Source organism: Pseudomonas antarctica (genome assembly GCF_900624995.1).
Taxonomy (GTDB): domain Bacteria; phylum Pseudomonadota; class Gammaproteobacteria; order Pseudomonadales; family Pseudomonadaceae; genus Aquipseudomonas; species Aquipseudomonas antarctica.
This window is the reverse complement of sequence record NZ_UYXQ01000001.1, coordinates 277782-292070: the sequence shown is the minus strand read 5'-3', so window position 1 is coordinate 292070 and position 14289 is coordinate 277782. Positions and strand designations below refer to the sequence as shown.

Below are 14289 nucleotides of genomic sequence, written 5' to 3'. Positions count from 1 at the left end.
GTCAGACAGGCTCCGGGGCAAGGGCGAGCAGGGCGTCGCGGGTGCGGGCGAGGAAGGCGGCTTTGTCTTCGCCATCTTCCAATTGCAGCGGCGCGCCGAAGCTGGTGGTGCACAGCAGAGGCAGCGGTAGCACGCGGCCCTTGGGCATGACTCGGTTAAGGTTGGCGATCCACACCGGGACCAGTTCGGCCTGTGGGTAACTTTTCGCCAGGTGATACAGGCCACTTTTGAATGGCAGCAAACCGTCGTCCAGATTGCGTGTGCCTTCGGGGAAGATAATCAGCGAGTCGCCACTCTCAAGGGCGGCGAGCATGGGCTGCAATGGGTTATCCACGGGGTCTTTACGCTCGCGATCAATCAGCACGCCATTGAACACGCGGTTGATGATGTAGCGGCGCAGTGCGCTCTTGTTCCAGTAATCACTGCCGGCGACCGGTCGCGTGAATTTGCGCAGGTTTTGCGGCAATGACGCCCACAACAGGACGAAGTCGCCGTGGCTGCTGTGATTGGCGAAGTAGATGCGTTGCACCGGCACCGGCGCGCAGCCCAGCCACAGGCTACGGGCGCCGGTGACGGTGCGGGCCATCGAGGTTATCAGCGTGGCAACCACGGGTTCGAACATGGGAATTCCTTATCCGGCGAAAGGTAGCCAAGGGCTGGCGAGGATCACGGCCAGGGTCAGCAATACTTGCGCGCCCAACAGCCAGGCTTGCTTGCGCAGCAGTTTGAGGGCGCCGCGACGGCGTTCGGTCCACGGCCGGCCGACGCGTTTGGCCGATTGCAGGCCAAGGGTTTGCAGGGCGTGGTCGAGGTCCGGGGTGCGCTCGGTGTCACGCGCCAGCAAGGCGAATAAGTCGGCATCGAAGGCTACGCGCAGCGCCCAGTACTTTTGCAGCAGCCCGAGGACAATCATCCACAGGCTGAGCAGCAGGCAGATCGGCGAAATGCTCGCCAGCAGCAACTGAGCCAGACCGAATAACACGCCGAGCAGCGTCAGGCGTGTGGATAACTGATCCAGCGAGCGGCCGCGACGCAGCAGGCTGGCAACCACTTGGAGTTCCATATCAGCGGGCATGGGCTAAGCCCTCCAGAGCTTCACGGTGAGCGGGATGCAAGACCACGTTGGCCCGCGCTGTACGAATAATAGCCAGTGCCTCATCCACCGTTGCGGCGCGCCCGCTGTGCAGCATCCATGCGGCCACGGCGGTGGCGCTGCGTGAATACCCGAGGGCGCAACACACCAATAATGGCCCGCTTGCGCGCAGGCGTTCAATGGCTTGGGCGGCTTGCAGGCATTCGGCGGGTGTCGGCGCGATCAGGTCCAGCACGGGAATGCATTCATACGAGCGGTTTTGTGGATTAATCGGTAATTCGGCGCACAGATCGACGATGGCCTTGAATGAACCTTGCTCACGCTCCGTGGGGATTCGCCCTAACCAAACGTTATCCACAACCCGGTCCGGCTGTGGATGTTTACGTGTCCACAGGCGTGAGTTGACCCACGCCGCCGCCAAGTAGGGCGCATACAGCCAGCGCGCGGCAGGCGTCAGTGTGCCGTCGGCGCGTTTCTGAAAGCCCGGCGCGCCGAGTACGAAGTAATTGGCCTTGATCAACCCCAGGGAAACCGCTGGCCACAGCAGCCATAGCCACCCACCGCCGAGCACCAACGCGAGAATCACCAAGGCCAAGGCGCCCAGGCCGTAGCGCACGCCTAGCCGCCAGCGTTTTCTATCCCGCGTAAGCCGCGCATTCAGCAGCGGGCTCGGGTGTTCCAACGGCCACAGCCACACGCAAACCCAGCCGGCGAGGGCGCCTGTGGGTAAGTCGATAAAGTGATGTTGATAAGTGGTCAGCACCGAAATACCGATCAACGCGAACCAACCGTGCACCACCCAGCGCCACACGCCTTGGCTGTGGCGCTGGTACATGATCCACAGGATCACCAGCAATGCGATGTGCAGCGATGGCGCCTGGTTGAACGGCTTGTCGAAGCCCGCCAGCACCGCAAACAGCCAGCCGAACACGCCATCCAGCTCCGGCCGCTCAAACGTGAAGCGCAGCGGCCAGATCAGGAAGCAGCTCACGGCAATCACCTGGGCGGTCAGCAGGCGCAGCGCGTGTTGTTTCAGTTCATGGCGGCTAGTGGGTAAGAGCAGCGAAAAGCCGTAGAGCAGGTCGATGGACCAGTAGGGCACGATGGTCCAGGCCCAGAACGGCATATGGGTTTCCCAGCCGAACACCAGCGTGCCGACGTCGCTGCGCTGGCTGGTGACCCAGGTGGCGAAGCCGTAGGTGCTGAAAAACAGCGGTGCCAACAGCAACAGCCATAGGACTGCAGGTTTCAATAAACCGGGTTCGCGCATGCTCAGATCTTCTGCGCCAGGGACACGCTGAAAATGCCCCACTCATCCACACGCTGGGTGATCTTGCGAAAGCCTGCCGCCTCGACCAATTGATCCATTTCCGCCTGACTGCGTCGGCGCATCACCCAGGCCTGGCCTTGGCGGTGGCTGGTCAACGCGCGGGCGATCAGTTCCAGCTGCGGGTGCCACGGCTGGCCGGTGTAGACCAGGTAACCGCCGGGTTCCACGGCTTCGGCAAGGCCGGCCAACGAACCGCCGACCATGGCGTTGTCGGCAAACAATTCATACAGACCAGACACCACCGCCAAGGTCGGCTTGGGGTCGAGCGCCGCCAGGTCCGCGCGATCAAACGCATCACCTTTGACGAACTGGGCGATACCCCCCAGACCTTTCTCGCGAATCAGCGCGCCACCGTCGCGCACGTTGATGTCGCTGTAGTCGCGCAGCAGGATCGACTCCGGCAACGGCGACACACCCTGCAAGGCTTCGAGAATGTAGCGGCCGTGGCCCGCAGCGATGTCGACAATGCGCACTTCGCGATCATCGCTGCGCAACTTGGCCATGGCCAGGCGCAGCAGTTCTTCGACGTTCAACTTGCGCTGGCGAATGCCGCGCCAGCCGATCGAGTTTAGGTAGTTGGTGTCGATCATCCGGCCCAACCCGCCCTTGCCGGTGGGAGTGTTGCGGTACACATAATCGAGGGTGCTGCCGGAGTCGAAGCCGGTGTCGAAGCCCAGCTTCACCCCGTCCGACAAGTTCTTGCCCAGGCCCATGCTGGCGCGGGTCATGCGCCAATAGAGGTCGCGCAAAGAGTTGCGCGGCAGCGGCGCGGCGAGAGACTCGGACTCAGCGCAGGTGGCGCCCAGCTTGTCGGCATCCAGCAAAGAGGCCCGGTCCAGCGGGTGGGCGAAATTCTGCAGGATAAAGCGCTTGGCGCTGCTCACGGCGACAGCGCGGTCGCGCTCGCCGAGGGTGTCGTGGAAGAAGCCAGGCAGGACATGCAGCTCTTTTTTCAGGCTGCCCAGGCGGTCGAAAAATTGCTGCTGGGGTTTGCGGTGCACCACAAAGTCGGAGCCGGAGATCAGCAGTTGGGTCGGCACTTGGATCGCCTGGGCATCGGCTACAACGCGGTCGGCGGCTTCGTACAGGCCAAGCAGCACATTCACCGAAATCGCCTTGGTGATCAGCGGGTCGCTGTCGTAGGACGCGACGCGCTCAGGGTCATGACTGAGGAACTTGGCCTTGACGTAACTGTTGACGAAAAAGTTGCCGCGAAACTTGCGCATCAGCGCCAGGCCCTGCCGTGCGAACGGCACGTAGAGCTTGACCTTAAAGGCCGGGGAGGCGAGCACCAGCGCGCGGATTTTCGGCGCGTAGTCGTGCACCCACGTTGCCGCGATCACCGCGCCGACACTCTGGGCGATGACGGCGCTGTTTTCTTCTTCAATGCCGTAAGTGGCGCCGATGTGGTCGCGAAAGGTCTGCACGTCGCGGGCACTGGTGGCGAAGCTGGGGCTGTCACCGCGCGCGCCGGGGGATTGGCCGTGGCCACGGGCGTCCCAGGCGAAGAAATCGAATTGCGGCAGGTCGAGTTCGTCAACCAAGTGGGCAATACGCCCCGAATGCTCGTGGCCGCGATGGAACAGCAGGATCGCCTTGCGCGGCTCATCGCCAAGCGGCGCGGTGGCCGGCCAGTGACGGTAGAAAAGCGCGACGCCATCATGGGTACTGAAGCTGTGCTCTTGCTGTTCGCGCATCGCAAAATCCTTATGCAGAAGGGGACGTGTGTTGTTCTTCTTTGATGCCCTGGCGCACGCGGTTGACCAAGGTGTAGGCGAGGAGGGCGGCAACCAGCCACATTACCGTGTCGACCCAACCCGCGCCGAGCCAGCCCAGCGCCACGCCGGTGGCCAATACGCCGAGTACAAACGCGCGATCACTTTTGCCCATCGGGCCGTCATAGCGCCTTGACGCGCCGACCATCGGCCCGAGCACACCGGCGTATTCGCTGAACACCGCCAGCAAGGTGACCAGCAGCACCGGCGCCAGGCTCACGCCGGGGATCAGTGCAAAAGGCAGGATCAGCGCGCTGTCGGCGATCACGTCGCACAGTTCATTGAGGTAGGCGCCCAGGCGCGACTGCTGGCCGAATTCGCGGGCGAGCATGCCGTCAATGGCGTTGAGGGCCATGCGCAGGATCATCCACAGCGGGATCAGCGCAAACAGCCAGAGGTGTTGGGCAAAGCCTGCGATCAACAGGCCGACCAGCAGGGAAACTACGCCGGCCAGCACGGTGATCTGATTGGCCGTGGTGCCGTTATCGTAGAGGCGCTGCACAAGGGGGCGCAGCAGGTTTTGAAAACGCGGCTTGAGCTGATAGATCGAAATCATGGGGGATGACGCTTCCTTGTCCGTGGACCCGCGAAAAACTGGTTGGAGTGTGCCGATTTATCCGCGCCTGCACCAGTGATGGCGCGTGTTTCTGGGGGGTTAGTCACGATCTCGAATGCAATGACGTACAAATGTGTGAGGGGGCTTGCTCCCGATAGCAGCGGGTCAGTCAGCTAATCTGCAGCGGATACACCGCTATCGGGAGCAAGCTCCCTGCCACAGGGAATCTCTGTCGGGTTCAACAAGGTTGTTTTCGAACAAAAATTTCACGGCGCGTGTTATATCGTAACGAACTGTGTGTAAGCGGGCGTAGGGTAGATGCAAGTGGATCTAGAAGCTGACGGCGCTTCGGTGGAAGGCCTGCCGCGTTTTCAGCAAGGGCTGTTTCATGCCCGTCGATTGCGCCAGGCCGGCATCGCCCTGACAGCCCTGGCCGTTTCCGGCTGGGTGCTGGCGTTATTTGTCGCCCTGTTTGCGCCGCTGTCGATCTGGCCGGTGGTGCTGATCAACTGCGCGTCGGCCTTGTGGGTGTTGGTGGCGGGCCTGCAGTCGGCATGGTGGGTCGCCGATTGGCGGGCCCAGGCGCTGGAAGAACCGACGGTTGAGTTGATCGAACCGCCCGTTGAAGACGCCGGCTGGTACGCGCGATTTGTCGCACGTTTTGGCAGCGGCCTGCTGGCGCAGATTGGCGCGCCGGTGTTGTGGCTGAGCGGTTGGTCGTTGCTGGCGTTGGTCAGCATTATCGAGTTCTGGAACCTGGCGCTGCCCGCTGCGGCTGTGGGGCAATCGGCAAGTGTTGGCGCCGCGCTGGGGCTGGCATTGGCCTTTGGTTTGCTGGTGTTCGAGCGCCGCCTGGCGCAGGAAACCGCCGCGCAATGGCCGGAAGCCTCACAGCTGGCGCAATTAAGTCGGGTGGCGATTGCCTGTTTGGTGGTCAGTGCGATCTGCCTGCTGTTTGCCGGCGCGGAATCTGTTTGGCCCTTGCGTTTGGCCGTGCTGATCGGCCTGCTGCCGGGGCTGGTCGCCGTGGAGTTTTTGCTCAGGGCCGTATTGTCACTGTTCAGCCCACGCCAGCCGCGCCTCGAACCGCGCTTGATGGCGCAAAGTTTTATCGCCGACTTGCTGCGCTGGCCGCCACGACCCTTGCTGGCGTTGCAGCACGAATTGCACAACCGCTTCGGCATCGACCTGCGTCAGATCTGGGCGTTTACCTACATGCGCAGGGCATTCCTGCCGGTGCTGCTGGTGGTGCTGGCGGTCGGCTGGGCGCTGACCGGTGTGCATGAAGTGCCCCTGCAAGGCCGTGGGATTTATGAGCGCTTCGGCAAACCGGTGGAAGTGTTCGGCCCTGGCTTGCATGCCGGGTTGCCCTGGCCGTTGGGCCGCGTCATCAACATCGAAAATGGCGTGGTGCATGAACTGGCCACCAGCGTCAGCGACGGCTCCACACCTGAGCGGGTTTCTGCTGAAGGCCCGGCGCCACTGATCGCCAACCGGCTGTGGGACGCCAGCCATGTGAATGACAAGTCCCAGGTGATCGCCAGCAGCAGCGGCGACAAGCAGAGCTTCCAGATTGTCAGTATGGACGTGCGTTTCGTCTACCGTATCGGGCTGACGGATCAGGCCGCACTGGCCGCCACTTACAACAGCGCCGATGTGCCGACGCTGATCCGCAGCACCGCCAGCCGCATCCTGGTTCATGACTTTGCCTCGCGCACGCTCGACGAATTGCTTGGCGAACAACGTACCCAGCTGGCCGATCAAATCGGCCGCTCGGTGCAGGCCGATCTGCAAAAGCTCGACAGCGGCGTGGAGATTCTGGCCACGGTGGTAGAAGCGATTCACCCACCGGCCGGCGCCGCCAATGCCTACCACGCCGTACAGGCTGCACAGATCGGCGCCCAAGCGCTGATCGCCCGAGAGCGCGGCGCCGCCAGCGAACAGACCAACCAAGCCTTGCTGCAAGCGAGCATCGCGCGCGATCAGGCCTTGGCCACCGCACGCGAAGTGAATGCCGGTGCCCAAGCCGCCGACCTGCGCTTTAGCGCTGAGCAAAAAGCCTACGCCGCCGCAGGCCAAGCCTTCGTGCTGGAACAGTACCTCGGCCAACTCAGCCAAGGCCTGGCCCACGCCAAGCTGCTTATTCTGGATCACCGCCTGGGCGCCGATGGCGCACCGACGATTGATCTGCGTTCTTTTACTTTGCCGGCCGACCCGATGGCGCCGCGTAAAGCCGTTCAATAAGGAGTCTGTCTGTTGAGCGCTCACTCTCACGATCATGGTCATCATCACGGCCACCACCACCATCATCATCACGGCGATGAGCAAGCGGCGGGCCCGTTCCCTTGGCGGCGCATGGCCTGGGCGGTGTTGCTGGTGCTGTTTGCGGTGGCGGCCGCCAGCCTGGTGCAGGTGCGTTCCGGCGAAGCCACGGTGATCACGCGGTTCGGCAGCCCGTCGCGGGTGCTGCTGGAACCTGGTCTGGCCTGGCGTTGGCCAGCGCCGTTCGAAGCGGCGATCCCGGTGGACCTGCGCCTGCGCACCACCTCCAGCGGTTTGCAGGACGTGGGCACCCGCGATGGCCTGCGGATTATCGTGCAGGCCTATGTGGCGTGGCAGGTGCAGGGTGATGCCGACAATGTGCAGCGCTTTATGCGGGCGGTGCAGAACCAGCCGGATGAAGCGGCGCGGCAGATACGCACCTTTGTCGGCTCGGCGCTGGAAACCACCGCCGCGAGCTTCGACCTGTCCAGCCTGATCAACACCGACGCCAGCCAAGTGCGCCTCGCCGATTTCGAGGCGCAGTTGCGCCAGCAGATTGATCAACAATTGCTCACCACTTATGGCGTGCGCGTGGCGCAAGTCGGTGTTGAACGCCTGACCTTACCGTCGGTGACCCTCACTGCCACCGTCGACCGCATGCGTGCCGAGCGCGAAACCATCGCCACCGAGCGCACGGCCGTGGGCAAACGTGAAGCGGCGCAGATTCGCTCCGCTGCTGAGCGTGATGCGCGCATCGTGCAGGCTGACGCCACGGTGAAAGCCGCCGATATCGAGGCACAGTCGCGGGTCGAAGCCGCGCAGATTTATGGCCGTGCCTACGCCGGTAATCCGCAGCTGTATAAACTGCTGCGCTCGCTGGACACCTTGGGCACGGTGGTGACGCCGGGCACCAAGATCATCCTGCGCACCGACGCTGCGCCGTTCCGAGCGCTGGTGGACGGGCCTAAGGACGTTCAACCATGAGTGAGCGTGACAGCCCGGACAGCCCATGGATCCAGGCCGGGCGCCTGACCTTCCTGGCGCTGTACGCGGTGACCGTGTTGGCGGCGTTGGCCTGGGCGTTTTCCAATGTGCGCCAGATCGACCCGCAGAACCGTGCGGTGGTGTTGCACTTCGGCGCGCTGGACCGTATTCAAAATGCCGGGTTGCTGCTGGCGTGGCCGCAGCCCTTCGAGCAAGTGGTGCTGTTGCCAGCGGCGGATCGTGTGATCGAACGTCGGGTGGAGAACCTTCTGCGTTCCGACGCGGCAACGCAGGCCGACCGCGTGGCCAGTTTCGCCACGCCGTTGAGCGACGCACTGGCCGGTTCCGGCTACCTGCTGACCGGCGATGCCGGTGTGGTGCAACTGGATGTACGGGTGTTCTACAAGGTCACTGAACCCTACGCGTTTGTGCTGCAAGGCGAGCACGTGCTGCCGGCGTTGGATCGCCTGGTGACGCGCAGCGCCTTGGCGCTGACGGCCGCGCGCGATCTGGACACGATTCTGGTGGCGCGTCCGGAATTGATCGGCAGCGATAACGGCGCCGCCGAGCGCCGTGAGCGGCTGCGGGGTGACCTGGTGCAAGGCATCAATAAGCGTCTGGCGGAGTTGGCTTCCACCGGTTTGGGACTGGGCATCGAAGTGACCCGTGTCGATGTGCAATCGAGCCTGCCGGGCCCGGCGGTGAATGCATTCAACGCAGTGCTGACCGCCCGCCAGCAAGCCGACAAAGCTGTGGCCAATGCGCGTACCGACGCAGAAAAACTCACCCAAACCGCCAACCAAGAGGCCGACCGCGTGGTGCAAGTCGCCCACGCCCAGGCCAGCGAGCGCCTGGCCAATGCCCAGGCGCAAACCGCCACCGTCGCAAGCCTGGCCCAGGTCAAAGACCCGGGCTTGATGCTACGGCTGTACCGCGAGCGCCTGCCGAAGATTCTCGGCCAGGCCGGCTCCGTGACCACGGTCGATCCCAAAGACGACTCCCGCTTGATCATTCAGGGAGCCGAACAATGAGTGCGCCTATGCTGACGTCCGCCGAGCAGCGCAGTGCTGCCCGGCAATTGACCCTGGCCATGTTGGCGTTGGGCTTGCTGGTATTGGGGTTGGTGTGGCGCTGGCTGGCGCCGGACCAGAACGGTGTGAGCCAACTGCTACTCGGCGTTGCCTCCTTGCTGGTGGCCGTGCCGGTGATGCGCTCGGCCTGGTACAGCCTGCGTTATCCAAGCCTGCATGGCATCACCGACCAATTGATCGCGCTGGCGATGATGGGCGCGTGGGCCACGGGCGACCTGCTGACCGCCGCCTTGCTGCCGATCATCATGATTTTCGGCCATGTACTGGAAGAGCGCAGTGTGATCGGCTCCCAGGAAGCGATTCATGCGCTGGGCAAGCTGACCCGCAGCCATGCGCGTTTGGTGCAGGCTGACGGCAGCATTGTGGAAGTGGATAACGGCACGCTGAGCACGGGCGATATCGTCGAAGTGCGTGCCGGTGACCGCGTACCCGCCGATGGCGTGGTGCTGTCGGGCCAGGCGAGCCTGGACACGGCGCCCATTACGGGGGAGTCGGTGCCGCTGGAAGCCAGTGTCGGCGTGCAGGTGTTTGGTGGCGCGATCAACCTCGACGGTTTTCTGCGCCTTGAAGTGACCCGCACGGGTAATGAATCGACCTTGGGCAAGGTCATCGCGCTGATGCAGAACGCCGAGCGTTCCAAGCCGCCGATCACGCGGCTGCTGGAGCGTTACGCCGGCAGCTATATGGTGCTGGTGTTGCTGCTGGCGGCAGTGACCTGGTTTGTGACCCATGACGCGCAGGCAATGCTCGCCGTGCTGGTGGCGGCGTGCCCGTGTGCGTTGGTGCTGTCGGCACCGGCCACGGCGATTGCCGGGATTGCTGTGGCGGCGCGGCACGGGATTTTGATTCGCAGCTCGGCGTTCCTCGAAGAGCTGGCGGACCTGACGTCGTTGGTTGTGGATAAGACCGGCACGCTGACCTTTGGCACGCTGCGCCTGCAATCTGTCGAAACCACGGCGCCGGATCGGCAGGTGCTGCTGAACCTGGCGGCCAGCCTGGGTTCGGCCAGCAGCCACCCGGTCAGCCGTGCGCTGGCGGGGTTGGCGACGCAGGAACAAATGCTGGGGCTCACGGATATCCGCGAACGCCAGGGCCTGGGCGTGGTAGCGCAGACCGAGCAGGGCGAAGCGGCCTTGGGGCGCCCGGAGTTGTTTGAGCAACTGGGTATTGCCACTACTGCAGTCCCGAACCATGACGGCCCGATTGCCGGGCTGGCGCTGAACGGGCACTTCCTCGCCTGGCTGTTGCTGGCTGACAGCATCAAGCCGGAAGCGCGTCAGGCACTGCAAGAACTACGGGACTTGGGCCTGGGCCGCCAACTGCTGCTGACCGGCGACCGTCAAAGCGTGGCCGACAGCCTGGCGCTGGACGTGGGCATCAGCGACGTCGAAGCTCAAGCGCTGCCGGAAGACAAGCTCAACCGCGTGCTGGGGGAAATCAGCAGCGGCTTCCGCCCGATGGTGGTCGGTGACGGTATCAACGACTCGCTGGCGCTCAAGGCGGGCGTGGTCGGCGTGGCGATGGGCGCGGGCGGGGCGGACATTGCACTCGCTTCGGCGGATGTGGTGTTGATCGGCAGCGACCTGCGCCGCCTGGGCACCTGTGTGCGTTTGAGTCGCCAGTGCCGCCATACGTTGCAGGTCAACGTGATCATCGGTTTGGGTTGGACCTTGGCCATCGTCGTGTTCGCCGCGTTTGGCTGGCTGGGGGCCGCAGGCGCGATGATTGCGGCGGTGTTGCATAACCTCAGCACCTTGCTGGTACTGGGCAACGCCGGGCGTTTGCTGCGCTTTCAGGAGCCGCTTTTGAAGCTCGAAGAATAATTTTCAGAAATATTTGCACACAGCTGTAACGCCGTTAAGGGACCTCACTCTAGTGGTATGTCGAGACTGAACAATCCGTTCAGACCGGCTCCACTACCGATCATGAGGAATACACGATGAACATCAAATCCGCTGCTGCTGGTGCCGCCCTCGCAATGGCTGCCGCTACTATGTTTGCTGGTGTTGTCACTCAGGCTCAAGCCGCTGATACCGCTGTGCATTGCTATGGCGTCAACGCCTGCAAAGGCCAGAACGACTGCAAAACCAAAGACCACGCCTGCAAAGGTCAGGGTTCTTGCAAAGGCCAGGGCTTCCTCTCCATGAGCAAAGCCATGTGCGACCAGAAAGGCGGCACCGTCGGCGAATAACCGGCAACCAAGTGCACCCGCAGCGGATGCCCCCCACCGCTGCGGACACTTTGCCTTGGAGTGAGTCATGTCCGCGTCCCTTCCAAGTCTGGGTTACGGCCTGGGTTTACGCAGTGAGTACTACCAGCAGATCCTTGAACAATCGCCGGCCGTGGATTGGTTCGAAGTGATCTCCGAGAATTATCTGGTCCAGGGCGGTAAAGCCTTGTATTACCTGGACGCGATAGCCGAGCGTTATCCCTTGGTGATGCACGGTGTGTCCCTGTCCATCGGTGGGCCGCATGCCCTCGATACCGATTACCTCAAACACATCAAACAGCTCGCCGAGCGCATTCAGCCGGCGTGGATTTCCGATCACCTGTGCTGGAGCCGCGGCAGCACGCACCAATTGCACGACTTGCTGCCACTGCCTTACACCGAAGAAAGCCTTTATCACGTGGCCGGCCGCGTGCGCCAAGTGCAGGACGTGTTACAGCGCCCGTTAGTATTGGAAAATGTCTCCAGCTACGTGCGCTCCAAGGCGGATGAATTCACCGAGTGGGAATTCCTCAATGCCTTGGCTCATCTCACGGGCTGCCAGCTGTTGCTGGACGTCAACAATGTGTATGTCAGCTCGCGTAATCATGGGTTCGACGCCTGGACTTTTATCCGCAGCCTGCCGCCCGAAAGCATTCGCCAACTGCATTTGGCCGGGCATATGGATTACGGCGATTACGTGGTCGATACCCACGACCATCCGGTCTGCGACCCGGTGTGGGCGCTTTATCAGCAAACGCTTGAGCTGTTGGGGCCGGTGTCGACGTTGTTGGAGCGCGATGACCATTTCCCGCCCTTCGAAGAGCTGCTCACCGAGCTGAGCAAGGCTCGTGAGCTGGGCGCTATCGCATTGGCCAGGAGGGCGTTATGCGCCTGAGCGATTGGCAGTTGGCGTTTGAACAGCACCTGTTGTCCGAGAGCTCGATGGCCAACAGCGGGTTTGCCGCCACCTTGTTGGGCGGGCCGACCCTGGACGTGGACACGGGCCTGGCGATTTATCACAACGCCTATGTCGCCCGACTGCAAGAAGTGTTGCGGCATGACTTCGGCGCCATTTGGTATTGGCTGGGGGACGACGAATTCGCGTTACTGACAGACGCCTATGTGCGGCGTTATCCGTCTGCCCATTACAGCCTGCGCTGGCTGGGCGAGCGGTTCCCGACGTTTCTCGTTGAGCATCTGGTGGCAGCGCAAAGCGCGCCGCTGGCCGAGCTGGCGCGGTTGGAGTGGGCGTTTACCCTGGCCTTTGACGCGCCGCAGGGCGAGCCGTTGAGCCTGAATGACATGGCGCAATTGGCACCCGAAGACTGGCCGGGTTTGCAGGTCACCCTGGCGCCTTCGGTGCAGCAGGTGCTGTGCCATTTCAACAGCGTGGCGATCTGGCGGGCCAGCAAAGATGAGTCGGATTTCCCTGACAGCCAGGCATTGGAATTGGCGCAAATTTGCCTGGTGTGGCGTCACCAGAACGTGTGCCATTACCGTAGCCTGGAGCCGGCCGAAGCCTGCGCGTTGGCGGGAATGGTGACCACTGGCTGGCGTTTTTCAGAACTGTGCGCAGCGTTGGCAGTCACTACTGGAGAGGGTGCGCCACTGCAAGCGGTTACGTGGCTGAAACAGTGGATCCAGGACGGTTTGCTCGAGCGACGAGCCCCATAGAATAGCGCTATCAATTCGATAGCCTCCTACTTTGTCTTCGGATGGTCTACCCTCAAACCAGACGTCTGAAACAAGGGGGGATTACTCATGCTCGCGCAACTTCCACCGGCCTTACAGAATCTTAAGCTACCGCTACGCCTTCGACTCTGGGACGGCCATGAATTCAACTTGGGCCCCGAGCCCAGTGTGACCATCGTGGTGAAGGACCCCACGGTTGTGTCCAGTCTGACCCATCCAACGCTCGACTCATTGGGCGAAGCCTTCGTCGAGGGCAAATTGGAGCTCGAAGGCTCCATCACCGAAGTGATCCGGGTATGTGACGAGTTGAGTCACGCTCTGATTGATGACGACGAGGGGAGTCGTCCGGTGCGCTCGATCCACGACAAGGCCACTGACGCAGCGGCCATTTCCTACCATTACGACCTGTCCAACGAGTTCTACCAGCTGTGGCTGGACCAGGACATGGCGTACTCCTGCGGTTATTTCGAAACCGGTAGCGAATCCATCGATCAGGCTCAACAAGACAAATTTCGCCACCTGTGCCGCAAATTGCGTTTGCAGCCAGGCGAATATTTACTCGACGTAGGCTGTGGCTGGGGCGGGCTGGCGCGTTTTGCGGCGCGTGAGTTTGGGGTCAAAGTGTTTGGTATCACCCTAAGCAAAGAGCAATTGGCGTTGGCCCGCGAACGGGTCAAGGCCGAAGGCCTGGAAGGTCAAGTGGACCTGCAGCTGCTCGACTATCGCGACTTACCGCAGGACGGTCGTTTCGACAAGGTAGTGAGCGTGGGCATGTTTGAACATGTCGGTCACGCCAACTTGGAGGAGTACTGCAAAGTTCTGTTTGGCGCAGTGCGTGAAGGCGGCCTGGTGATGAACCATGGCATTACCGCTAAACACACCGACGGCCGCCCGGTTGGCCGTGGCGCCGGGGAGTTTATCGAGCGTTATGTGTTCCCCAACGGTGAGCTGCCGCACTTGGCGATGATGACGGCAGAAATCAGCGAAGTCGGGCTGGAGGTTGTCGACGTCGAAAGCCTGCGCCTGCACTACGCACGCACGCTGGACCATTGGAGTGAACGCCTGGAAGACAACCTGGAGGCGGCGGCGAGGATGGTACCGGAGCAAGCGTTGCGCATCTGGCGGCTGTATTTGGCGGGTTGCGCGTATGCGTTTGCGCGAGGCTGGATCAACTTGCACCAGATATTGGCGGTAAAACCGCATGCCGATGGCAGCCATGAACTGCCGTGGACGCGGGAAGATATCTACCGCTGACTTAGGAACACCGAAGGGCAAAAAAATGTGGGAGCTGTTGCGT

The 14289-nt window shown here is 62.3% G+C and carries 13 protein-coding genes; 8 read left to right on the top strand and 5 right to left on the bottom strand.

Annotated elements, in window-relative coordinates:
* Position 1: 1 nt before the first annotated feature.
* The 5 genes from E0F99_RS01360 to E0F99_RS01340 are packed head-to-tail and all read right to left on the bottom strand — an operon-like array spanning position 2 to position 4754.
* On the bottom strand, positions 2-622 hold the full coding sequence (locus tag E0F99_RS01360; protein WP_083356011.1) for a lysophospholipid acyltransferase family protein: 621 nt from the start codon (positions 620-622) through the stop codon (positions 2-4).
* A gap of 9 nt (positions 623-631) precedes the next feature.
* Positions 632-1075, bottom strand: coding sequence for a hypothetical protein (locus E0F99_RS01355; protein WP_083356012.1), 444 nt, complete (start codon positions 1073-1075; stop codon positions 632-634).
* Positions 1065-2363: a phosphatase PAP2/dual specificity phosphatase family protein gene (locus E0F99_RS01350; RefSeq protein ID WP_083356013.1), complete on the bottom strand. Its 1299-nt coding sequence runs from the start codon at positions 2361-2363 to the stop codon at positions 1065-1067. Before E0F99_RS01350 ends, E0F99_RS01355 begins: the two co-directional genes overlap by 11 nt.
* A gap of 2 nt (positions 2364-2365) precedes the next feature.
* Complete coding sequence (locus E0F99_RS01345) at positions 2366-4120, bottom strand: bifunctional alpha/beta hydrolase/class I SAM-dependent methyltransferase (RefSeq protein WP_083356014.1); 1755 nt, start codon at positions 4118-4120, stop codon at positions 2366-2368.
* 10 nt (positions 4121-4130) lie between these two features.
* Complete coding sequence (locus tag E0F99_RS01340; RefSeq protein ID WP_083356015.1) at positions 4131-4754, bottom strand: CDP-alcohol phosphatidyltransferase family protein; 624 nt, start codon at positions 4752-4754, stop codon at positions 4131-4133.
* Between the two features lie 318 nt (positions 4755-5072).
* Here E0F99_RS01340 and hflK (E0F99_RS01335) point away from each other — a divergent pair, with 318 nt between their 5' ends.
* The 8 genes from hflK (E0F99_RS01335) to cfaB all read left to right on the top strand — a co-directional run bounded on the left by hflK (E0F99_RS01335) (position 5073) and on the right by cfaB (position 14246).
* Positions 5073-6998 (top strand): protease modulator HflK, encoded by a 1926-nt coding sequence (hflK, locus tag E0F99_RS01335; protein ID WP_083356016.1) that lies wholly within the window; start codon positions 5073-5075, stop codon positions 6996-6998.
* A 12-nt stretch (positions 6999-7010) separates the two neighbouring features.
* Entirely contained in the window at positions 7011-8000 is a 990-nt protein-coding gene (gene hflC, locus E0F99_RS01330; RefSeq protein WP_083356017.1) for a protease modulator HflC, read from the top strand.
* On the top strand, positions 7997-9031 hold the full coding sequence (hflK, locus tag E0F99_RS01325) for a protease modulator HflK (protein WP_083356018.1): 1035 nt from the start codon (positions 7997-7999) through the stop codon (positions 9029-9031). The genes hflC and hflK (E0F99_RS01325) overlap by 4 nt, the downstream gene beginning before the upstream one ends.
* The gene (locus E0F99_RS01320) at positions 9028-10914 is read left to right on the top strand and encodes a cation-translocating P-type ATPase (RefSeq protein WP_083356019.1); all 1887 of its coding nucleotides are present in this window, start codon (positions 9028-9030) and stop codon (positions 10912-10914) included. Before hflK (E0F99_RS01325) ends, E0F99_RS01320 begins: the two co-directional genes overlap by 4 nt.
* Positions 10915-11030: 116 nt before the next feature.
* The gene (bufA2, locus tag E0F99_RS30360) at positions 11031-11282 is read left to right on the top strand and encodes a BufA2 family periplasmic bufferin-type metallophore (protein ID WP_083356020.1); all 252 of its coding nucleotides are present in this window, start codon (positions 11031-11033) and stop codon (positions 11280-11282) included.
* A gap of 67 nt (positions 11283-11349) precedes the next feature.
* Complete coding sequence (gene bufB / locus E0F99_RS01310) at positions 11350-12195, top strand: MNIO family bufferin maturase (protein WP_083356021.1); 846 nt, start codon at positions 11350-11352, stop codon at positions 12193-12195.
* Positions 12186-12974 carry an HvfC/BufC N-terminal domain-containing protein gene (locus tag E0F99_RS01305; RefSeq protein ID WP_083356022.1) on the top strand — a complete coding sequence of 263 codons (789 nt, stop codon included), beginning with the start codon at positions 12186-12188 and terminating at the stop codon, positions 12972-12974. The genes bufB and E0F99_RS01305 overlap by 10 nt, the downstream gene beginning before the upstream one ends.
* Positions 12975-13061: 87 nt before the next feature.
* Positions 13062-14246: a C17 cyclopropane fatty acid synthase CfaB gene (gene cfaB / locus E0F99_RS01300; RefSeq protein WP_083356023.1), complete on the top strand. Its 1185-nt coding sequence runs from the start codon at positions 13062-13064 to the stop codon at positions 14244-14246.
* Positions 14247-14289 lie beyond the last annotated feature (43 nt).

Bases quoted from the DNA above. Each gene is read 5' to 3' on its own strand.
- hflK (WP_083356018.1), top strand. From the start codon at position 7,997: ATGAGTGAGCGTGACAGCCCGGACAGCCCATGGATCCAGGCCGGGCGC.
- E0F99_RS01305 (WP_083356022.1), top strand. From the start codon at position 12,186: ATGCGCCTGAGCGATTGGCAGTTGGCGTTTGAACAGCACCTGTTGTCC.
- E0F99_RS01360 (WP_083356011.1), bottom strand. From the start codon at position 622: ATGTTCGAACCCGTGGTTGCCACGCTGATAACCTCGATGGCCCGCACC.
- E0F99_RS01320 (WP_083356019.1), top strand. From the start codon at position 9,028: ATGAGTGCGCCTATGCTGACGTCCGCCGAGCAGCGCAGTGCTGCCCGG.
- E0F99_RS01350 (WP_083356013.1), bottom strand. From the start codon at position 2,363: ATGCGCGAACCCGGTTTATTGAAACCTGCAGTCCTATGGCTGTTGCTG.
- E0F99_RS01340 (WP_083356015.1), bottom strand. From the start codon at position 4,754: ATGATTTCGATCTATCAGCTCAAGCCGCGTTTTCAAAACCTGCTGCGC.
- cfaB (WP_083356023.1), top strand. From the start codon at position 13,062: ATGCTCGCGCAACTTCCACCGGCCTTACAGAATCTTAAGCTACCGCTA.
- bufA2 (WP_083356020.1), top strand. From the start codon at position 11,031: ATGAACATCAAATCCGCTGCTGCTGGTGCCGCCCTCGCAATGGCTGCC.
- hflK (WP_083356016.1), top strand. From the start codon at position 5,073: ATGCAAGTGGATCTAGAAGCTGACGGCGCTTCGGTGGAAGGCCTGCCG.
- bufB (WP_083356021.1), top strand. From the start codon at position 11,350: ATGTCCGCGTCCCTTCCAAGTCTGGGTTACGGCCTGGGTTTACGCAGT.
- E0F99_RS01345 (WP_083356014.1), bottom strand. From the start codon at position 4,120: ATGCGCGAACAGCAAGAGCACAGCTTCAGTACCCATGATGGCGTCGCG.
- E0F99_RS01355 (WP_083356012.1), bottom strand. From the start codon at position 1,075: ATGCCCGCTGATATGGAACTCCAAGTGGTTGCCAGCCTGCTGCGTCGC.